The sequence below is a fragment of the Streptomyces sp. BE303 genome, from assembly GCF_036290945.1.
Taxonomy (GTDB): Bacteria; Actinomycetota; Actinomycetes; order Streptomycetales; family Streptomycetaceae; genus Kitasatospora.
In genome coordinates this window covers 41,732-62,913 of sequence record NZ_JAQYWZ010000960.1, presented here as the reverse complement: position 1 = coordinate 62,913, position 21,182 = coordinate 41,732, and the positions used below count along the sequence as shown (strand labels likewise).

Sequence of the window (21,182 nt, the reverse complement as noted above, 5' to 3'; positions counted from 1 at the left end):
TCATCCGACTCACGCGACTCACTTGACGGCGTAGGAACAAGGGGACTTCCGGTGAAACAGGTCGTGCAGAACTACAAGAGCGGTGAGCTGGCGGTGCTCGACGTGCCGGTGCCGGGGTGCAAGCCCGGGGGCGTGCTGGTCCGCAGCGCCTTCTCGCTGATATCCACCGGGACCGAGCTCATGAAGGTGTCCGAGGCCGGGATGTCGATGCTGGGCAAGGCCCGCTCCCGTCCGGACCAGGTGGCCAAGGTCATGCAGAGCGTGGCCACCAACGGGCTGCCCGCCACCTACCGCAAGGTGATGGGGAAGCTGGACTCCTACACGCCGCTGGGCTACTCGCTGTGCGGGGTGGTCGAGCAGGTCGGCGCCGGGATCGACGACGTGGCGGTCGGCGACCTCGTGTCCTGCGCCGGCAACGAGCACGCGCTGCACGCCGAGCTGAACTGGGTGCCGAAGAACCTCTACGCCCGGGTGCCCGACGGCCTCGCGCCCCGGCACGCGGCGTTCGGCACCGTCGGGTCGATCGCCCTGCAGGGCGTGCGGCAGGGCGAGCCGCAGCTCGGCGAGGCGGCGCTGGTCATCGGCCTCGGGCTGATCGGGCAGCTGGTGGTGCAGCTCCTCACCGCCTCAGGGGTCCGCGTCGTCGGGGCCGACCCCGACCCGGTGCGCTGCGAGCTCGCCGAGCGCCTGGGCGCCGTGGCCGCCGGCGATCCCGGGTCCGCGGCCGTGGAGGCCGCCGTCGCCGAGCTCACCGACGGCCACGGGGTCGACCAGGTGTACCTGGCCGCCGGCGGCGGCAGCAACCAGCCCGTCGAGCTGGCCGCCCGGCTGGCCCGGGACCGCGGCCGGGTCGTCGACATCGGCAAGTGCCGGCTGGACCTGCCCTGGAACGCGTACTACGAGAAGGAGCTCGACGTCCGGTTCTCCCGCTCGTACGGGCCCGGGCGCTACGACCCGGGGTACGAGCTGGAGGGGCGGGACTACCCGATCGGCTACGTGCGCTGGACCGAGCGCCGCAACCTGGCGTGCTTCCTCGACCTCGTCGCCCGCGGCCGCGTCGACGTCGAGCCGCTGATCTCCCACGTGGCCGACTTCGACGACGCCGTCGAGACGTACCAGCGGCTGAAGGACGGCGAGTTGAAGGCCGTGGCCGTGCTGTTCCGGTACCCCGGCCCCGCGGCGGAGGAGAGGCCGCCGGCCCCCTCGGTGGCGGTACCCGCGGTGCCCGCGGTGCGCCGCGGCGGCGGGGTCTCCGCCCCGGCCCGGTCCGCCGGGGCGCCGGTGCGGCTGGCGTTCGTCGGCGCGGGGAACTACGCGACGTCGATGATCCTGCCGCACCTGTCGCAGCGCGACGGCGTCACGCTGTCCACGGTCGTCACCACGACGGCGCTGTCGGCGGCGAACGCGCAGCGGAAGTTCGGCTTCGCCAAGGCGACCACCGACCTCGACGCCGTGCTGGACGACCCGGCCGTCGACGCGGTGTTCGTGGTCACCCGGCACAGTTCCCACGCCGACCTGACCCGCAGGGCGCTGCTCGCCGGCAAGACGGTGTTCGTGGAGAAGCCCCTGGCCCTCACCGAGGACGAACTGGCGGGCGTGCTCGCGGCGGTGGAGGAGTCCGGCAACGACCGGATCCAGGTGGGCTTCAACCGCCGGTTCGCGCCGCTGCTGCGGGAGGCCAGGAACCGGTTCGGCGCGCGGACCGGTCCGGCGAGCCTGCGCTACCTGGTCAACGCGGGCCGGCTCCAGCAGGGCAGCTGGTACCTCCGGCAGGACTCCGAGGGCTCGCGGTTCGCCGGCGAGGGCGGGCACTTCATCGACACCGCGAGCTGGCTGCTGGACGCCGACCCGGTCTCGGTGTACGCGGCCGCCCCGGCCGGCAACGAGGACCTCCAGGTCGTGCTGCGCTACCCGGACGGCTCCACCGCCACCATCAGCTACGTCACCACCGGCGCGTCCGGCTTCCCCAAGGAGACGCTGGACCTCGTCGCGGACGGCAAGGTGCTGAAGCTCGACGACTTCGTCCGCGCCTCGGTGTACGGCCGCAAGCGGTGGGTCAGCTCGCGGCTGCCCAAGGCCCGGGACAAGGGCCAGGCCGCCGAACTGGCCGCGTTCGTCGCGGCCGTGCGGACCGGCGGGCCGATGCCGGTGCCGCTGGAGTCGCTGGTCGCCACCACGGCGGCCACCCTCGCCGTGCAGGCCGGCCTGGTCGGCGGCGCGCCGGTGACCCTGGCGAGGGCGCGATGACCATGGGCACGGGCTGGTACCTGCGGCGGCTGTCCCGGATGGGGCCGCAGGAGATCGGCGGCCGGGTGGGCGACGCGGTGCGCCGGCGGCGGTGGCGGTCGGCGCCGCCGGACTGCCCGCCCGTCACGGGTGCCCGGTTCACCGCCGTGCTGCCCGCCGGGGCGGTCGCCGCGGTGCCGCCGGACGCCGGGAAGCGCCTCGTCGCCGAGGCGGACCGCCTGCTGGACGGGCACGCGGAGTTCTTCGGGGTGGACCGTGACGACCTGGTGGCGCCCGACTGGTGGCGCGACCCGAAGACGGGGCGGCGGGCGCCGTCCGGCTACGCCTTCGACGTGCCGTACCGGAGCGAGGACGCGGTCGGGGACGTCAAGCAGATCTGGGAGCTGTCCCGGCACCAGTACCTGACCGTGCTGGCCGCCGCCTACGCGGTCACCGGGGACGAGCGGTACGCCGAGCGCGTGGCCGAGCACCTGCGGTCGTGGTGGGCGGCCAACCCGCCGCTGCGCGGCGTGCACTGGATCAGCGGGATCGAGCTGGGCATCCGGCTGCTGTCCTGGGTGTGGGTGCGCCGGCTGCTCGACGGCTGGCCGGGCGCGGCCGGGCTGTTCGAGGACAACCCGGTGGCGCTGAACCAGATCTGGCACCACCAGCGCTGGCTGGCCGCCTTCCCCAGCCGGGGGTCGTCGGCGAACAACCACGTCATCGCCGAGGCCGCCGGGCAGTTCGCCGCGGCCTGCGCGTTCGGGTGGTTCCCCTCGTCGGCGCGCTGGCGGTCCGCCGCGCTGCGGTCGCTGGAGCGGCACCTGCGCGGCAACACCTTCGTCTCCGGCCTCAACCGCGAACTGGCCACCGAGTACCACGGGCTCGTCCTGGAGCTCGGTCTGGCCGCGGTGGCCGAGGCGGACGCCGCCGCCGTGCCGGTCCCCGCGTCCGTGCGGCTCGTCCTGCTGCGGATGACCGACGCGCTCGCGGCCGTCGTGGACAACCGGTTGCGGCCCCCGCGCCAGGGGGACGCGGACGACGGGCACGGACTCGTCCTGGACGGCGCGGGCACCGACCGCTGGGGCTCGCTGCTGGCGACCGGGGAGGCCGTGTTCGGCCGGCTCGCCTGGTGGCCCGCGGTGACCGGCACCGATGTGCGCACCCCGCTGCTGACCTCGCTCGTCCGGCCGTACGCGCGGAACGGGACCGTGGCCCGCCCGGCCGACCGGCCGTCCCACTTCGCCGACGCGGGCCTGACCGTCCTGCGCGGTCCGGAGGAGATCTGGTGCCGCTGCGACGGCGGTCCGCACGGGTTCCTGTCCATCGCCGCGCACGCCCACGCGGACGCGCTGTCCGTGGAGGTCCGGCACGACGGGGTCGACGTGCTCGCCGACCCGGGGACGTTCTGCTACCACGGGCAGCCCGAGTGGCGGCAGTACTTCCGGTCGACCCTGGGCCACAACACCCTGCAGCTGGACGGCGGTGACCAGTCCGTCTCCGGCGGCCCGTTCCTGTGGACCCGGCACGCCCGCACCCGCGTCCTGGTCGCGGACACCTCCGGCGGCGTGGCCCGCTGGAGCGCCGAACACGACGGCTACCAGCAGTCGGTGCACCGCCGCCGGGTGGAGCTGACCGCCGCGACCCGGGAGCTGCGGATCGTCGACGAGGTGCGCGGACCTCGCGGGGCCGTGCGCCTGGCGTTCCACCTCGGCCCGGCGGTCACCGCGGACCTGACGGGGCACCGGGCGGCGCTGACCTGGACCCGGGGCGGCGAGGACCGCTCCGCGGTGCTCGACCTGCCGGGGCAGCTGTCCTGGTCGGCGCACCGCGGCGAGACCGAACCGCCGCTGGGCTGGTACTCCGCCGGCTTCGGACGCAAGGAACCCGCCACCACGCTGGTCGGCACCGGCTTCACCGACGGCACGCAGGGGTTCACCACCGTGCTCGGTTTCCGCGGCTAGGGGGGCGCGTGGGGATCAGGAGACGGTACCGGGGGGCGTCGTCGGCGGCGGCGCTCACGCTCGCCCTGCTGCTGGCGACCGGCTGTACGAGCGCGTCGGACGCCCCGGCGGAGGCGACCGCCGCGTCGTCCGGGCCGGTGGCCGTGGCCCGGGTGTGCGCCTCCCCCGCGCCGGGGCCGGCGACGGCGCCGGCGGGCGCGGTGACGGTCGACCCCGCGGTGGTCGACGACCTGGCGGTGAAGACCAGGGACAACCCCCCGCGCACCACGTTCTGGCTCCGCCCGGGCACCCACACCCTCGAACCGGACCGCTACGCCCAGGTGATGGCCAAGGAGGGGAACACCTACCTCGGCGCGTCGGGCGCGGTGCTCGACGGCCGGAGGACCAACAACTACGCGTTCAGCGGTACCGCCCCCGACGTCACCATCCGCCACCTGACCGTGCAGGGCTTCGTCGCGCCGCACGACGAGGGCGTGGTCAACCACGACATGGCCGACGGGTGGGTGATCGAGCACGCGACGATCCAGGACAACTCCGGCGCCGGGCTGATGGCCGGTGCCCGCCAGCAGGTCCGCGCCAGCTGCCTGCGCAACAACGGGCAGTACGGCATGAACGCCTACAAGACCGGCGACTCCATCAAGGGCCTGCTGGTCGAGGGCAACGAGATCGTGGGCAACAACACCGACGACTGGGAGCGGCGGCAGCCGGGCTGCGGCTGCACCGGGGGCATCAAGTTCTGGGCCGTCGACGGCGCCGACGTCCGCGGCAACTGGGTGCACGACAACCGCGGCGCCGGGCTGTGGGCGGACAACAACAACAACGACTTCCTCGTCGAGGACAACGTGCTGGAGGCCAACGACGGCACCGCGCTGATGTACGAGACCAGCTACAACGCGATCATCAGGAACAACACGATCCGGCGCAACAACTGGGTCGAGGGCCGCCGGCACGCCGCCGCCGGCGACAACTTCCCGTACGCGGCGGTCTACGTGTCGGAGGCCGGCGGCGAACCCCGGATCCCGGCCCGCACCGACAGGATCGACATCTACCGGAACCTGCTGGAGGACAACTGGTCCGGCATCACCCTGTGGGAGAACGCCGACCGGTTCTGCAACAGCCCGGCCAACACCTCGACCGGCTACTGCACGTTGCTGGTGAAGGACACCCGGCAGTGCGCGAAGCCGGCGATCGACACCGCACCGCTCTACGCCGACTGCCGGTGGAAGACCCAGCGGGTGGACATCCACGACAACCGCTTCGCCCTCGACACGTCCGTCGTCAGGTGCGCGGTGGAGTGCGCCCGCATGGCGGTGCTCTCCAACTACGGCACCTACCCGGACTGGTCGCCGTACCAGGGCAAGCGGGTGTCCCGGGCGATCACCCTCGAACAGGACAACCGCTGGCACGACAACGCCTACCGCGGACCGTGGAGCTTCGTCATCGACGACCCGGACCGCAAGCTCGACGCCGGGCGGTGGCAGGGCACGCCGTACCAGCAGGACCAGGGCAGCACCTTCGCCCCGCAGGCCGGTGGTTGAGGTGGCCGGGGAACCGGTGCGCGGCGGGCCCACGGGCGGCCGGCCGGCGGGCGGACCGGGCACGGCGGTCCCCCGGCCCGGCGCCGAACGACGCCCAGGCGGCACGCCGAAGGCCGTCTGGATCGTCTGGGCCCTCCTGGGCCTCAACACGCTCGGCTCCGCCGGGGCGAAGACCATCGTGAGGCTGCCCCGCTCCCTCATCCAGATGGCCACCATGGGCGCGCTGGTCTCCGCGTTCGCGCTGGCCCTCGCGCTCAACCTCCGGCTGCGCATCCGCGCCAACGCCTTCCTGTTCCTGCTCAGCCTGCTGCTGGTGCCGAGCCTCATCTCCAGCCTGCACCTGGAGGTCGGGGTCGGCGCGCTGTTCCGCTGCACCCGGCTGGCCCTCTTCGTCGGCACCCTGTGGCTGCTCAGCCGCTGGTGGACCGGCAGCCTGATGCTCGTCCGGACCCACATCCGGATGTACTTCGCGGTGCTCGTGTCGGTGGCCGCCGGCCTGGTCATCTCCCCGGGCACCGCCATGCCCGAGTACTACGGCGGGCGCCTGGTCGGCGCGCTGTGGCCGCTCACCCCGCCGCAGATCGGACAGTACTCCGCGGTGATCATCGGGCTCACCGTGCTGCTCCTGCTGGACCGCCGGACCACCGGGACCGGCGCGGCGGTGGTCATCGTGCCGACGCTCGTCCTGCTCGCGATGACCCACACCCGGACGGCCACGGTCGGCCTGCTCGTCGGGCTGGCGCTGGCGATCGGCTCGCTCGTCCTGACCAGCGCCGCCGCCCGCCGGTTCTTCGCCTGGGCGGTGGTGTGCGCCACGGTGGCCGCGGTGGCGTTCTCCTCCGCGCTGCAGGCGTGGTTCATGCGCGGGCAGAGCAAGGAGAACTTCTCCAACCTCACCGGCCGGGCCAAGGTCTGGGACGCCCTGCTGACGGCGCCCCGGACGCTCCCGGAGCGGGTGTTCGGCACGGGTCTGGGCGACAAGTCGTTCGGCGGGCTGCCCATCGACAACAGCTGGCTGGCCGTCTACAACGAGCAGGGCCAGCTCGGCATCGTCCTCGTGGCGGCGATCCTCCTCTCCCTGGGCGGGATCGCGCTGCTGCGCCCGCCCTCGCTGCCGAGGGCCTGCGCGATCTTCCTCATCAGCTACGTCGCGATGTCGTCGTACACCGAGGCCGGGCTCGGCGACGCCTCGCCCTACCTGCTCCACCTGGCCCTGGCCGCGTCGCTGCTCACGACACCGGCCGCGGCCCCGCCCTTGACGGCGCCCGCGGTACCGCGGCGACGCATCCCCCGCTGGGACCGGAACCGGGAGGTGACCTGACCATGCACGTCCTCGTGGTGCACAACCGCTACTCCTCGGCGCAGCCGAGCGGCGAGAACAGGGTCGTCGACGAGGAGGTGGGGCTGCTGCGCGCGGCCGGCCACCGGGTCGACGTGTTCGAGCGGCGCAGCGACGAGATCGCCGCGCGGTCCCTGCTCGGCAAGGCCGCGGTGCCGCTCCTCGTGCCGTGGAACCCGGCGGTCCGCACGGAGCTCGCCGCCCGGCTCCGCACCGATCGGCCGGACGTGGTGCACGTCCACAACGTCTTCCCGCTCCTGTCGCCGGCGGTGATCGCCGCCTGCGCCGACGCCGGTGTGCCCGTCGTCGCCACCCTGCACAACTACACCCAGGTCTGCCCGCCCGGCACGCTGCACCGGGACGGCGGGGCGTGCACGGAGTGCGTCGGCACCCGGGCCTCGCTGCCCGCCGTCCGGCACGGCTGCTACCGGAACTCCCGGCTCGCGACGGTGCCGCTCGCGGTCAGCCTGGCGGTCAACCGGCGGCGGTGGTGGTCCGGCGTGGAGCGGTTCTTCTGCATCTCCGCGGCGCAGCGCGACATCCTGGTGCGGTCCGGCATGCCGGCCGAACGGCTGGTGGTGAAGCACAACTTCGTGCCCGACCCCGGCACCGACCGGGCGGACACCGGCGAGCACCTGCTCTTCCTCGGCCGGCTGACGGAGTCCAAGGGCGTGCGGCTGCTCATGGCCGCGTGGGACGCGCTCGCCGCGGAGGGCGGGGTCGGCGTGCCGCTCGTGCTCGCCGGCGCGGGGCCGCTGGAGTCCGAGGTGACGGCGTGGGCGGCGGGCCGGGCCGACGTGCGCTACGCCGGCCTGTACGACCCGGCCCAGTGCCGGCAGGCCGTCGCGCGGTCGGTCGCGGTGGTGGCTCCGTCGATGTCCATGGAGACGTTCGGCCTGGTGGTCGCGGAGGCGATGGCGGCGGGGGTCCCGGCCGTCGCCGCCGGTCACGGCGCCTTCGTCGAGCTCGTGCAGGACGGGCTGACCGGGTTGCTGCACCGGCCGGGGGACGCGGGCTCGCTCGCGTCCTGCCTTCGCCGGGTCACGGCCGATCCGGCCGGCAACCGGGAGATGGGCCGGACGGCCCGGCACCGTTACGACCAGGCGTTCAGTCCGGCGGTCGGACTGGAGCGCCTGGTGGAGGAGTACCGCGCCGCGATCGCGGGGCGGGCCGGCGGCGCGGACGGCGCGCCGCCGGTGGTGAGGACGAACGCTGGCTCGCGGCGGGACACCCGCGCGAGCAGGAAATGGGGGCAGTAGATGACACGATGCCGACTCTGCGGCTCGACGGCGCTGGGGAGCGTCGTCGACCTGGGGGCGACCCCGCCGTGCGAGAGCTTCCTCGCCGCGGACCAGTTGGACCGGCCGGAACCGACGTACCCGCTGCACCTGCGGGTCTGCACGGACTGCTGGCTCGCGCAGATCCCTCCGCTGATCACGCCGGAGGAGACGTTCACGCAGTACGCGTACTTCTCCTCGTACTCGACCTCCTGGGTGGAGCACGCGCGCACCTTCGTCGCCGAGGCCGTGCCGCGGCTGGGCCTCGGCCCCGACTCCTTCGTGGTCGAGGTCGCGAGCAACGACGGGTACCTGCTCCGCCACGTGGTGGACCGGGGCATCCGCTGCCTCGGCGTCGAGCCGTCGGTGAACGTCGGTGCCGCGGCGCGGGACGCGGGCGTGCCCACGCTCACGGAGTTCCTGGACCCGGCCACCGGTGCGGCCGTCCGTGCCGAGCACGGCCCGGCGGACCTGGTCGTCGCCAACAACGTGTACGCGCACATCCCCGACGTGGTCGGGTTCACCCGGGGGCTGCGCGCCCTGGTCGCCGACGACGGCTGGGTCTCCGTCGAGGTGCAGCACCTGCTGACCCTGATCGAGGAGAACCAGTACGACACGATCTACCACGAGCACTTCCAGTACTACACGGTCGCGTCCGCGGCCCGGGCGCTGGAGAGCGGCGGACTCGCGCTCGTGGACGTCGAGTTGCTGCCCACGCACGGCGGCTCCATCCGGCTGTGGGCCCGGCCGGCCGAGGTGGCCGGCGAGCCGAGCCGGCGGGTGGCCGACGTGCTGGACCGGGAGAAGGCCGCGGGGCTGCGGGAGCTGTCCGGGTACACCGAGTTCTCCGCCCGGGTGGCGAAGGTGCGCAGGGACCTCCTGCGCTTCCTCGTCGAGGCGGCCGAGCGTGGCGAGACGGTCGTCGGCTACGGCGCCCCGGGCAAGGGCAACACCCTGCTGAACCACTGCGGTGTCCGGCCCGACCTGCTCCCGTACACGGTCGACCGGAACCCCTACAAGCACGGCAGGTTCACCCCGGGCACCCGCATCCCGATCCTGCCGCCCGAGCAGATCGCCACCGACCGGCCGGACTACGTCCTCGTCCTCCCGTGGAACCTGCGGGACGAGCTGGTCGAGCAGTTGTCCTTCGTGCACGCCTGGGGCGGCCGGCTGGTCTTCCCCATCCCGGAACTCAGCATTGTCGAGGTCAAGCCGTGAAGGTCGTCCTGTTCTGCGGCGGTTACGGGCTGCGCATGCGCAGCGGAGCCTCCGACGACGTGCCCAAGCCGATGGCGATGGTCGGCCCGCGGCCGCTCATCTGGCACGTGATGCGCTACTACGCGTACTTCGGGCACACCGAGTTCATCCTGTGCCTCGGGTACGGGGCCCACCACATCAAGGACTTCTTCCTCAACTACGAGGAGACGACGTCCAACGACTTCGTGCTGCGGGGCGGGCGGACCGAGCTGCTGTCCACCGACATCGCCTCCTGGACGATCACGTTCGCCCAGACGGGCATCGAGTCGCCGATCGGCGAGCGGCTGCGCCGGGTGCGGCACCACCTGGACGGCGACGAGATGTTCCTCGCCAACTACGCCGACGTGCTCACCGACGCCCCGCTGCCGGAGATGATCGACTCGTTCTCCCGGCGTGACGCCGGTGCGTCGATGATGGTGGTGCCGCCGCAGTCCTCGTTCCACTGCGTGGAGCTGGGCGAGGGCGGCCTGGTGGGGGGCATCACCGCGGTGAGCGAACTGCCGCTGTGGGAGAACGGTGGCTATTTCGTGCTCCGTCAGGAGGTCTTCGACCACATCCCGGAGAACGGGGACCTGGTCGCCGACGGCTGCACCCAACTGGCCAAGCGCGGCCGGCTGGTGGCCCACCAGCACCGCGGCTTCTGGAAGCCGACCGACACGGTGAAGGAGCGGGCCGCGCTGGACCTCGCCTACTCCCGGGGCGACCGCCCGTGGGCCGTGTGGGAGCGGGACGCCGCGGGGGCGGGCGGCGGCGGGACCGGCGGCGGGACCACCGGCGCGGCGAGGACCGCGTGATCCGGCTCGGGTCCGGGCGCCCGGACCGGGTCGTCGCGGTGGGGGCGCACTGCGACGACATCGCCATCGGCGCCGGCGGCACGCTGCTGACGGTGTGCCGCGCGCGGCCGGGCCTGCGGGTCGACGCGCTGGTGCTCTCCGGCGGTGGCGGCGAGCGGGAGCAGGAGGAACGGGACGCGCTCGCCGCCTTCTGCCCGGACGCCGACCTGCGCCTGACCGTGCTCAAGCTCCCGGACGGCCGGCTGCCCGCGCACTGGGACGAGGCCAAGGCCGCGGTCGAGGAGCTGCGCGGGCGGAGCGAGCCGGACCTGGTCCTCGCACCGCGCACCGAGGACGCGCACCAGGACCACCGCGGCCTGGCGCGGCTGGTGACCACCGCGTTCCGCGACCACCTCGTGCTCGGCTACGAGATCGTCAAGTGGGACGCCGACCTCGGCCGTCCCACGGCCTACCAGCCGCTCTCCCCGGAGGTCGCCGAGGAGAAGGTGCGGCTGTTGCAGGAGCACTACCCGTCGCAACGGCACCGGCCCTGGTACGACCGGGAGGCCTTCCTCGGGCTGGCGCGGATCCGCGGCATCGAATGCCACGAGCGCTACGCCGAGGCGTTCGCCGTCACCAAGCTCACTCTCAATCTGGGGGGATGAACCATGCGCGTACTGCTGACCGGACACCAGGGCTACCTGGGCACCGTGATGGCCCCGGTCCTCGCGGCCGCCGGGCACGACGTCGTCGGGCTGGACGCGGGCCTGTTCGCGGACTCGGTCCTCGGCCCGACGCCCGCCGACCCGCCGGGTCACCGGGTGGACCTGCGTGACGTCACGGCCGACCACGTGGCCGGGGTGGACGCCGTGATCCACCTGGCCGCGCTGTCCAACGACCCGCTGGGCTCGCTGGCGCCGGACCTCACCTACGACATCAACCACCACGCCTCCGTGCGGCTGGCCCGGCTGGCCCGCGACGCCGGGGTGCGGCGCTTCCTGTACGCGTCGACCTGCTCGGTCTACGGTGCCGCCGGCGGCGACGACCTGGTCACCGAGGACGCCCCGCTGCGCCCGGTGACCCCGTACGCGGAGTCCAAGGTGCGGGTGGAGGACGACCTGCACGCGCTGGCCGACGACGACTTCAGCCCGGTGTACCTGCGCAACGCCACCGCCTTCGGCTACTCGCCCCGGCTGCGCGCCGACATCGTGCTGAACAACCTGGTGGGCCACGCGCTCCTGTCCGGCGAGGTGCTGGTGCTCTCCGACGGCACGCCCTGGCGCCCGCTGGTGCACGCCGCCGACATCGCGCGGGCCTTCGCGGCCTCGCTGGTGGCGCCGCGGGAGGCGGTGCACGACCGGGCGTTCAACATCGGCAGCGAGACCAACAACGTCACCGTCGCCGAGATCGCCGAACAGGTCGCCGAGGCGGTGTCCGGCGCGAAGGTGGTGATCACCGGGGAGAACGGTGCCGACCCGCGCTCCTACCGGGTGGACTTCTCCCGGTTCCGCGCCGCGCTGCCCGGCTTCGACTGCGAGTGGACGGTGAAGCGGGGGGCGCTCGAACTCGCCGACGCCTACCAGAAGTTCGGTCTGACCCGGGACGACTTCGAGCGACGCTTCACCCGGCTGGCCGTGCTGCGCGCGGCAGCCGACGCCGGCACCGTCGACGACACCCTGCGGTGGCGCCGATGACCACGGCGGGCGACCGGATGCACGCGCTGGTGGAGCGGCTGTACCCGATCTGCCGGAGCATCACCGGCGACGGCGTGCGCGCCACCCTGGACATCGTCGGCGAGTACCTCCCGCTGCAGGTGCACGAGGTACCGACCGGGACACGGGTGCTCGACTGGACGGTGCCGCAGGAGTGGAACATCCGGGACGCGTACATCGCCGACGCCACCGGCCGCCGGGTCGTCGACTTCGCCGCGTCCAACCTGCACGTGCTCGGCTACAGCGTCCCGGTGGCGGCGACCGTGCCGCTCGCCGAGCTGCGCGAACACCTGCACACGCTGCCCGACCACCCGACCTGGGTGCCGTACCGCACCAGCTACTACACGCCGCAATGGGGGTTCTGCCTGGCCCAGGAGACCTTGGACGCGATGCCGGACGGCGAGTACGAGGTGCGCGTCGACTCCACGCTCGCGGACGGCCACCTCACCTACGCCGAGCACGTCGTCCCCGGGCAGGTCACCGACGAGGTGATCGTCTCCTGCCACGTCTGCCACCCGTCGCTGGCGAACGACAACATGGCCGGCGTCGCGGTGGCGATCCTCCTGGCCCGGGAGCTGGCGGAGCGGACGCCGTACTACACCTACCGGTTCATCTTCGCTCCCGGCACCATCGGGGCGATCACCTGGCTGGCCCGCAACGCGGAGCGGGTGGAACGCGTCAAGCACGGGCTGGTGCTGGCCTGCGCCGGCGACCGGGGCAAGCTGACGTACAAGCAGAGCCGGCGCGGCGACGCGGAGATCGACCGGGTCCTGCGGCACGTCCTGGCCGCGACCGAACGACCCCACCAGGTCAACGGGTTCACGCCGTACGGCTACGACGAGCGGCAGTACTGCTCGCCCGGGTTCGACCTCGGCGTGGGCTCGCTCAGCCGGACCCCGTACGCCGGGTACCCCGAGTACCACACCTCGGCGGACAACCCGGACTTCGTCTCCCCGGAGGCGCTGGAGGACACCCTCGCGGTCTGCCGCGAGGCGTTCTCCGTCCTCGACCGCAACCGGCGGTACCTCAACCTCAGCCCGTACGGCGAACCGCACCTGGGCCGGCGCGGGTTGTACGACTCGCTCGGCGGCCGCAGCGACGCCAAGCAGGCCCAGCTGGCCATGCTCTGGGTGCTCAGCCTCTCCGACGGCGAGCAGAGTCTGCTGGACGTCGCCGAGCGGTCCGGGCTGCCGTTCGACACCGTCGCCGCCGCGGCCGACGCCCTGCACGGCGCCGGGCTGATCAAGGCATGACGCCGATGACCGCCGAGGGGACGGAGACGACGGCGCCGCCGGGCCCGCCGGGGCGGGCCGCCGGCCGGGGCATCGCCGGCCGGCTGTCCTGGGGGCTGGCCGACCAGGCGGTCTCCAGCATGACCAACTTCGCGGTGGGCGCCTTCGTGGCCCGCTCGCTGGGGGTGACGGCGTTCGGCGTGTTCAGCCTCGCCTGGCTGACCTACGGCCTGGTGCTCAACGTCGCCCGCGGGCTGGCCACGGACCCGCTCGTGGTGCGGTTCAGCGGCGTGCCGGAGGCGGTCTGGCGTGCGGCGGCGGCCCGGTCGTCGGGGACGGCGCTCGTCATCGGCTCCTCCCTCGGCGCCGTGTGCCTGCTCACCGGGCTCGGCCTCGGCGGTCGGATCGGGCCCGCGTTCGTCTGCCTCGGCGCCGCCCTGCCGGCGCTGCTGCTCCAGGACTCCCGGCGGTTCGCGTTCTTCGCCGCCGGCGCGGGGCGGAAGGCGTTCACCAACGACCTGGTGCAGGCCGTCGCGCTCGTCCCGGCCATGGTCGTGGCGGCGCGCGTGAACACCGTGGCCGCCTTCCTGCTGGCCTGGGGCGCCGCCGCCGCGGTGGCCGCCGGGTACGGCTTCCTCCAGTCCGGCATCCGGCCCCGGGTGACCGCGGCCCGCGGGTGGCTCCGCGAGCAACGGGACCTCGGTACCCGGTACCTGGCCGAGAACGTCAGCCTCAGCGCCGCCGGCCAGCTCCGGGCGTACGGGCTGGGCGCGATCGTCGGGGTCGGTGCGGTGGGGACGGTCCGGGGCGCCGAGCTCCTGCTCGGCCCCTTCCTCGCCCTGCTGATGGGGCTGTCCCTGGTCACCGTGGCGGAGGCGGCCCGGGTACTGCGGCAGGCACCGCACCGGCTCGGCGGGTTCTGCCTCCGGCTGGGCGGCGGCCAGGCCGTCGCGGCGCTGCTGTGGGGCGCCGCCCTGCTGCTGATGCCCGAACGGATCGGCGAGCTCGTCCTCGGCGACGTCTGGCACGCGTCCTCCGAGCTCATCGTGCCGGCCACCCTCGGCGTCGCCGGCGCCGGCCTCGGCAGCGGCGCGGCGGCCGGGCTGCGCGCGCTCGCCGCGGCCCGGCGCAGCCTGCGCTGCCAGCTGTTCGCCTCCGCCTGCTACCTCGGCGGCGGGCTCGGCGGAGCCGCCCTGGCCGGCACCGCCAGCTCCGCCTGGGGCGTCGCCACCGCGACGGCCTGCGGCTCGGCCGTGTGGTGGTGGCAGCTGAGGGCCGCCCTGCACGAGCACCACCGAGCCCCCTCCCCCGAAGTAGAGGACGACACCCCCGAAGTGAGGACTCCATGACCGCCGTACCCCGATTGAGTATCGGGCTGCCCGTCTACAACGGTGAGGAGTACCTCGCCGAGTCCCTCGACGCCCTGCTCGGCCAGACCTACGAGGACTTCGAGCTGATCATCTCCGACAACGCCTCGACCGACGCGACGCAGGACATCTGCCGCCGCTACGCCGCGCGGGACTCCCGCATCCGCTACCTCCGGCTGCCCCGGAACATCGGCGCCTCGCCGAACCACAACCACGTGTTCGCCGAGTGCCGCGGCGAGCTGTTCAAGTGGGCCTCGCACGACGACCTGTACGCCCGGGACCTGCTGCTGCGCTGCGTGGAGGCGCTGGACGAGCGGCCGGACGTGATCCTCGCGCACGCCGACCAGGCGGTCATCGACGGCGACGGCCGGGTGAAGGTCCCCTACGAGTACGGGCTCGCCACCGCCTCCCCGCACGCGCCGGAGCGCTTCCGCAGCATGCTGTTCGAACCCGGCGGCGACGACTTCTACGGCGTGATCCGGGCCGACGTCCTGCGCCGGGTCAAGCCGCTCGACAGCTACCACCACGCGGACCGCACGTTCGTCGCCGAGATCGGCCTGCGCGGGCGCTTCCACCAGGTGCCGGAGCTGCTGTACTTCCGCCGCGACCACCCCACCCGCGCCGAACGGGCGAACCCCTCCAAGCGCTCCCGGTGCGTCAACCTGGACCCGCGCCGGGCCGGACCGCTGCACCCGACGCCCCGGCTGCTCGCCGAGTACGTCTGGGGCTTCGTCGCGACGATCCGGCGGGTGCCGCTCTCCCCGGCCGACCGGCGCGCGTGCTACGGCCACCTCGCCGCCTGGGCGACCAGCCGGGCCCGGCCGGGCGCCGGCGAGCGGGTCGAGGACCGCACCCCGGTCGACCCGGACCGGCTCGCCGTCTCCGTGGACGCCGTCGTCGCCGGCCGCGAGGGGCGGCGGCCATGACGTCCGCGGCCGAAGGCCCGGTGCGGGTCGGGGTGTTCGGGCTGCTCGGCTCCGGCAACCTCGGCAACGACGGGTCGCTGGAGGCCGTGCTCGGGTACCTGCGCGCCGCGCACCCGGACGCGGTCGTGGACGCGCTGTGCGGCGGGCCCGAGGCCGTGACGGCCCGGTTCGGGATCCCCGCGACCCGGCTGCACTGGAACCGCGGCGAGTACCGGACCGCGTCGCGGGCGGGCTCGATCGCGGCGAAGGGCGCGGGCAAACTCGTCGACGCCGTCCGCACCGCCGCCTGGGTGCGCCGGCACGACGTGGTGATCGTGCCGGGCATGGGCGTCCTGGAGGCCACCCTTCCGCTGCGGCCGTGGGGCTTCCCGTACGCACTGTTCCTGCTCTGCGCGAGCGGCCGGCTGCTGCGCACCCGGGTCGCGCTGGTCAGCGTCGGCGCGGCCGAGATCCGCAGCCGGCCGACCCGGGCCCTGGTGCGCTGGTCGGCGCGGCTGGCCGCGTACCGGTCGTACCGGGACGCCCCGTCGCGCGACGCGATGCGGGCGATGGGTGTGGACACCGGCCGGGACGAGGTCTACCCGGACCTCGCCTTCTCCCTGCCGGCGCCGTCGTCGGCCGCGCCCGACGACGGCGCGCCGGGCCCGGTCTGCGTCGGCGTCATGGCCTTCCACGGCGGGAACGACGACCGCGCCCGGGCGGAGGAGATCCACCGGCGCTACCTCGACGGGACGACCCGCTTCGTCCGCGCGCTGGTCGAGGACGGCAGACGGGTCCGGCTGCTCATGGGCGACGACGTCGACAGGCCGGTGGTCGCCGCGATCCTCGACGCGGTGGACTCGCCGCTGCTCACCGCCGCCTCGCCCGCCTCACTGGCCGACCTGATGAGGGAGACGGCCGCGGCCGACACCGTGGTGGCGACCAGGTACCACAACCTGATCTGCGCGCTGAAGGCCGGCACGCCGACGCTCGCCCTGAGCTACGCGGCGAAGAGCGAGGCGCTGATGGCCCGGATGGGGCTCGGCGAGTACTGCCACCCGGCCCGCGAGGTCGACGCCGACCGGCTGATCGAGCAGTTCCGGGCGCTGGAGAAGCGGTCGCCGGAGCTGCGGCGGACCCTCGCCGAGCGGAACCTGACCGCCCGCCGGGAGCTGGAACAGCAGTTCAGCGCCTTGACGGCGGCCCTCTTCCCCGCGGCCGGCCACGCCCGCTCCCGTTCCGACGCCCCTGACCCGTACCACGCCGAGAACCACGCCCACGACCAGAACCGTACCCACGCACACGACCACACCCACGACCACGCACCACGGGAGGCTCCATGAAGGCGACCGAAGTCCCGGCGATCGCCGGCGCGTACCTTTTCGAACCGACGCCGTACGCCGACGAACGCGGCTTCTTCTGCCGGACGTTCGACGCCGAGGTGGTCCGCTCGGTCGGCCTCGACCCGGCCGCCTTCGTCCAGCACAGCGTGTCCCGCTCGGTCCGCGGCGTGCTGCGCGGCCTGCACCTGCGCTCCGGCGCCGGTGAGGCCAAGCTGGTGCGCTGTTCCTACGGGAAGGTCTTCGACGTCGTCGTGGACCTGCGCCCGGATTCGCCGACCTACCGCAACCAGGCCTTCTTCGAGCTGAGCGGCGAGACGCAGGTGAGCGTGTACATCCCGGCGGGGTGCGCCCACGGGTTCCAGGCCCTGACCGACACCGCCGACGTCTCGTACCGGATCGACCGCCCGCACGATCCGGCCGAGGACGTGACGATCGCCTTCGACGACGTGGAACTCGCCGTGCCCTGGCCGCTGCCCGCCGTGTCGGTGTCCGAGCGGGACCGGAAGGCGCCGAGCCTCGCCGAGGTCCTGCGGCACGAGGGGCGGTCGGCGTGAGCACCCAGCAGAGCCAGGACGCCCGGGGTTCGCGGGGCTCCTCGGGCCCGCAGGACGCCGACGGGTTCAGCCTGCCGCGGTCGCGGACGGCGAACGAGAGGCTGCACGCCGTGGTCCCCGGGGGCGCGCACACCTACGCCAAGGGCGACGACCAGTACCCCGAGAACCTGGCCCCGGTCATCAGCCACGGCCGCGGTGCCCACGTGTGGGACGTCGACGGCAACCGCTACGTCGAGTACGGCTCCGGCCTGCGGTCGGTCAGCCTCGGCCACGCCCACCCGCGCGTGCTGGAGGCGGTGCGGCGGGAACTCGACCGCGGCAGCAACTTCGTCCGGCCGTCCGTCCTGGAGGTCGACGCCGCGGAGCACTTCCTGGCCACGGTGCCGACCGCCGAGATGGTGAAGTTCGCGAAGAACGGCTCCGACGCCACCACCGCTGCCGTGCGACTCGCCCGCGCCGTCACCGGGCGCCCGCGGGTGGCCCTCTGCGGCGACCATCCGTTCTTCTCCGTCGACGACTGGTTCATCGGCACCACACCGATGTCCGCCGGTGTCCCGGCCGCGACCGCCGAGCTCACCGTGGCGTTCCCCTACGGGGACCTGGCCGCCACGGAGGAACTGCTCACCCGGTACCCGAACGAGATCGCCTGTCTGATCCTCGAACCCGCCGGCCACACCGAACCGCCGCCCGGGTACCTCGCCGGCCTGCGCGAGCTGGCCGACCGGCACGGCTGCGTCCTGGTCTTCGACGAGATGATCACCGGCTTCCGCTGGTCCGAGGCGGGCGCCCAGGGCCTGTACGGCGTCGTCCCCGACCTCTCCACGTTCGGCAAGGCCCTGGGCAACGGGTTCGCCGTCTCCGCCCTGGCCGGACGCCGCGACCTGATGGAGCGGGGCGGGCTGCGTCACTCCGGCGACCGGGTGTTCCTCCTGTCCACCACGCACGGCGCGGAAACGCACGCGCTGGCCGCCGCGATGGCCGTGCAGACCACCTACGTCGAGGAGGGCATCACCGCTCGGCTGCACGCGCTCGGCGAGCGGTTGGCCGCCGGTGTCCGCGAGGCCGCCGCGGGTGCGGGCGTCGGCGACCACCTCGTCCTCCGGGGCCGGGCCAGCAACCTGGTCTTCGCCACCCTCGACGAGGACCGGCAGCCGTCGCAGCAGTACCGCACCCTGTTCCTGAGCCGGCTCCTCGCGGGCGGGGTGCTGGCACCGTCGTTCGTGGTGAGCAGCGCGCTCGACGACGCCGACATCGACCGCACCGTCGACGTGGTGGCGGGGGCCTGTGCCGTGTACCGGAAGGCGCTGGACGCCGGCGACCCCGCCCCCTGGTTCGCCGGGCGGCCGGTGAAGCCCGTCTTCCGGCGCCTGGTGTGACGGGGCGTCACGTCTCGGGCAGCGACGTGACGTGACGTCGGTTCCGCCTCCGCAGGGCGACCTCGGCCACCCGGTCGACCGCCCACGCGGTCGCCGGCACCACCGCCAGCGCGGTGCACCAGCCGCCGAGGGCGTCGGTCGGGTAGTGCGCGCCCAGCGCGACCTGTGCCCAGCCCATGGCGGCGCCGGCGACCAGCGCCGCGGCGAGCACGAGCAGGGTGCCGGCCGTGCGGCCGAGGCCGGGCCCGTCCCGGCCTCGGCCGCGGGTCGCGAGCATCGCCACCACGAGGGCGAGCGCGGTGGCGAAGGCGGTGTGGCCGCTCGGGTAGGACAGGTACCCGCCGTGGATGGTGCGTCCCACCAGGTGCTTGAGCAGCGTCGTCGCACCCACGGAGATGCCGACGCCGACGACGAGGAACACCGCTGCGCGAGGTCGACGAAGCAGCAGGCAGCTCGCCACGAGTGCCGCGACCAGGGTCGCGGCGCCCACCGGCTCCCCCAGGGAGTCCGTCGCCAGCGCGACGTACCGCCACGGCGGCCCCGCGCCATCCACCGCCGTCAGGATCCACGCGTCCGCCCTGCCGGGCCCGCCCGCGTCGCCGTACCGGATCCCGAGCAGGACGACCACCAGCGCGGCGAGGGCCGCGATCGACCCGAGCCCCACGCGCAGCGCCGGGGGCAGCACCACGGGCGCCGGCCGGCCGGTCACCCCCACCGCGTCCCATCGGCCTGCGGCCTCAACGGCGGGACGTCGCCTCCGCACCTCTTCAGGCATGGGCCGAGTATGTCAGCGGCTCACCGGCGCCGGCAGCCGTTCACGAAGACCGGCCCCGCCCGGATCGGGTCGCCGGATCGTGCCGGACGCCCGGCGCGTGGCGCCGGGCGTCGTGGAGGACGGCCGGCGGGAGCCGCCCTGTCACCCGGCCCGGAAGGGCGCCGGCCGCGACCGTCAGTAGCCGCTGCCGCGCTTGACCTGGGCCCGCTCGACCTCGGTGGTCGCCCCCTTGCGGTCCAGGGTGGCACACGCATCGGCGATGTCCTGGGTCAGGCGGTCGATCTGACCGCGGCTCAGGGTCTCCTTGACCAGGGCCCGCAGGATCTTCACCCGCTCCGCGTTGGGCGGGAGCGTGTACGCCGGCACCATCCAGCCGCGCTCGGCCGAGAGCTGCCAGGCGATGTCGGACTCGTCGTAGGAGTGCTCGCCGGCGAGGCGGAAGGCGACCAGCGGCAGCTGTTCGAGACCGCTGCCGATCACCTCGAACCGGCCGCTGTCCCGCAGGTTGTCCGCCAACGCGCGGGCGTTCGTCTGCATCGTCTCCATGACGTAGGTGTAGCCCTGACGGCCCAGCCGCACGAAGTTGTAGTACTGCGCGAGCACCATCGACGCGCCGGTCGAGAAGTTCAGCGTGAACGTCGCGTCGGTCTTGCCCAGGTAGTTCTCGTAGAACACGAGGTCCTCGGCCAGGTCCGACTCCTCGCGGAAGACCAGCCAGCCGATGCCGGGGTAGACTAGGCCGTACTTGTGTCCCGAGACGTTGATCGACCGGACCTGTTCGAGCCGGAAGTCCCACTTCGAGTCCGGGTAGAGGAAGGGCCACACGAAGCCGCCGCTGGCACCGTCGACGTGGATCGGGATGTCGAGGTCCCGCTTCCTGCGGATCCCGCGCAGCAGCTCGTCGATCCCGACGACGTCGTCCTTGTGGCCGGTGAAGGTGGTGCCGACGACGGCGACGACGCCGATGGTGTTCTCGTCGAGGTGGGGCTCGACGTCCTCCGGGCCGATCGTGTACTTGTCCTCGGCGAGCGGCACGATCCGCGGCTCGACGTCGAAGTAACGGCAGAACTTCTCCCACACGACGTGGACGTCACCGCCGAAGACCAGGTTGGGCCGGTCGACCGACAGGTTGGCCGCCTTGCGGCGCTCCCGCCACTTCCACTTCAGCGACAGCGCGCCGAGCATGATCGCCTCGGACGAGCCCTGGGTCCGGCATCCGGTGGTCCTGCCCGGCGCGTTGAAGAGGTCGGCGAGCATCCGCACGCAGCGCTGCTCGATCTCGGCGGAGATGGGGTACTCCGCGTGATCGATGAAGTTCCGGTGCAGGTTCTCGGCGATGATCCGCTGCGCCTCCGGCTCCATCCACGTGGTGACGAACGTGGCGAGGTTGCGCTGCGGGTCGCCCTCCATGACGAGGTCCTCGTCCACCAGCCGCATGGCGTCCGTCGCGGTCATGCCCGTCTCGGGAAAGGTCTCCGAGGGGGCGGGCACGGTCAGGAAGCGGTTGCCGAACAGGGCCCCGACGTCACTCTTGCTCATGTCGG

17 protein-coding genes are annotated in these 21,182 nt (G+C 73.6%); 15 read left to right on the top strand and 2 right to left on the bottom strand.

Going from position 1 to position 21,182, the window contains the following annotated elements; all coding sequences use genetic code 11:
- Positions 1-51: 51 nt before the first annotated feature.
- From PUR56_RS41960 to PUR56_RS41890, 15 genes are all read left to right on the top strand, one after another.
- Complete coding sequence (locus PUR56_RS41960) at positions 52-2,247, top strand: bi-domain-containing oxidoreductase (protein ID WP_329952865.1); 2,196 nt, start codon at positions 52-54, stop codon at positions 2,245-2,247.
- Complete coding sequence (locus PUR56_RS41955; RefSeq protein WP_329952864.1) at positions 2,244-4,190, top strand: alginate lyase family protein; 1,947 nt, start codon at positions 2,244-2,246, stop codon at positions 4,188-4,190. Before PUR56_RS41960 ends, PUR56_RS41955 begins: the two co-directional genes overlap by 4 nt.
- Before the next feature lie 14 nt (positions 4,191-4,204).
- Positions 4,205-5,728: a right-handed parallel beta-helix repeat-containing protein gene (locus PUR56_RS41950; protein ID WP_443034636.1), complete on the top strand. Its 1,524-nt coding sequence runs from the start codon at positions 4,205-4,207 to the stop codon at positions 5,726-5,728.
- The gene (locus PUR56_RS41945; RefSeq protein WP_380356305.1) at positions 5,721-7,049 is read left to right on the top strand and encodes an O-antigen ligase domain-containing protein; all 1,329 of its coding nucleotides are present in this window, start codon (positions 5,721-5,723) and stop codon (positions 7,047-7,049) included. The genes PUR56_RS41950 and PUR56_RS41945 overlap by 8 nt, the downstream gene beginning before the upstream one ends.
- A 2-nt stretch (positions 7,050-7,051) precedes the next feature.
- Positions 7,052-8,326: a glycosyltransferase gene (locus PUR56_RS41940; protein WP_329952862.1), complete on the top strand. Its 1,275-nt coding sequence runs from the start codon at positions 7,052-7,054 to the stop codon at positions 8,324-8,326.
- Positions 8,327-9,562: a class I SAM-dependent methyltransferase gene (locus PUR56_RS41935; protein WP_329881636.1), complete on the top strand. Its 1,236-nt coding sequence runs from the start codon at positions 8,327-8,329 to the stop codon at positions 9,560-9,562.
- Positions 9,559-10,395, top strand: coding sequence for a glucose-1-phosphate cytidylyltransferase (locus tag PUR56_RS41930; RefSeq protein WP_329952861.1), 837 nt, complete (start codon positions 9,559-9,561; stop codon positions 10,393-10,395). Before PUR56_RS41935 ends, PUR56_RS41930 begins: the two co-directional genes overlap by 4 nt.
- Complete coding sequence (locus PUR56_RS41925; RefSeq protein WP_329881634.1) at positions 10,392-11,039, top strand: PIG-L deacetylase family protein; 648 nt, start codon at positions 10,392-10,394, stop codon at positions 11,037-11,039. Before PUR56_RS41930 ends, PUR56_RS41925 begins: the two co-directional genes overlap by 4 nt.
- A gap of 3 nt (positions 11,040-11,042) precedes the next feature.
- Positions 11,043-12,068 carry an NAD-dependent epimerase/dehydratase family protein gene (locus PUR56_RS41920; RefSeq protein WP_329952860.1) on the top strand — a complete coding sequence of 342 codons (1,026 nt, stop codon included), beginning with the start codon at positions 11,043-11,045 and terminating at the stop codon, positions 12,066-12,068.
- Positions 12,065-13,339: a DUF4910 domain-containing protein gene (locus tag PUR56_RS41915; protein WP_443034633.1), complete on the top strand. Its 1,275-nt coding sequence runs from the start codon at positions 12,065-12,067 to the stop codon at positions 13,337-13,339. The genes PUR56_RS41920 and PUR56_RS41915 overlap by 4 nt, the downstream gene beginning before the upstream one ends.
- 5 nt (positions 13,340-13,344) lie before the next feature.
- On the top strand, positions 13,345-14,667 hold the full coding sequence (locus PUR56_RS41910; protein WP_329952930.1) for a hypothetical protein: 1,323 nt from the start codon (positions 13,345-13,347) through the stop codon (positions 14,665-14,667).
- Positions 14,664-15,611, top strand: coding sequence for a glycosyltransferase family 2 protein (locus PUR56_RS41905; protein WP_329881631.1), 948 nt, complete (start codon positions 14,664-14,666; stop codon positions 15,609-15,611). The genes PUR56_RS41910 and PUR56_RS41905 overlap by 4 nt, the downstream gene beginning before the upstream one ends.
- On the top strand, positions 15,608-16,933 hold the full coding sequence (locus tag PUR56_RS41900) for a polysaccharide pyruvyl transferase family protein (protein ID WP_329952858.1): 1,326 nt from the start codon (positions 15,608-15,610) through the stop codon (positions 16,931-16,933). Before PUR56_RS41905 ends, PUR56_RS41900 begins: the two co-directional genes overlap by 4 nt.
- A complete protein-coding gene (gene rfbC / locus PUR56_RS41895; RefSeq protein WP_329881629.1) occupies positions 16,930-17,487 on the top strand; it encodes a dTDP-4-dehydrorhamnose 3,5-epimerase in 558 nt (185 codons plus the stop codon). The genes PUR56_RS41900 and rfbC overlap by 4 nt, the downstream gene beginning before the upstream one ends.
- A 71-nt stretch (positions 17,488-17,558) precedes the next feature.
- On the top strand, positions 17,559-18,863 hold the full coding sequence (locus tag PUR56_RS41890) for a glutamate-1-semialdehyde 2,1-aminomutase (RefSeq protein ID WP_329952929.1): 1,305 nt from the start codon (positions 17,559-17,561) through the stop codon (positions 18,861-18,863).
- Between the two features lie 7 nt (positions 18,864-18,870).
- On the opposite strand, the gene PUR56_RS41885 is transcribed toward PUR56_RS41890, so the two are convergent.
- Both PUR56_RS41885 and PUR56_RS41880 read right to left on the bottom strand, forming a co-directional pair.
- The gene (locus tag PUR56_RS41885) at positions 18,871-19,572 is read right to left on the bottom strand and encodes a phosphatase PAP2 family protein (protein WP_329952928.1); all 702 of its coding nucleotides are present in this window, start codon (positions 19,570-19,572) and stop codon (positions 18,871-18,873) included.
- 240 nt (positions 19,573-19,812) lie between these two features.
- Positions 19,813-21,177, bottom strand: coding sequence for a glutamate decarboxylase (locus PUR56_RS41880; protein WP_329881628.1), 1,365 nt, complete (start codon positions 21,175-21,177; stop codon positions 19,813-19,815).
- Positions 21,178-21,182 lie beyond the last annotated feature (5 nt).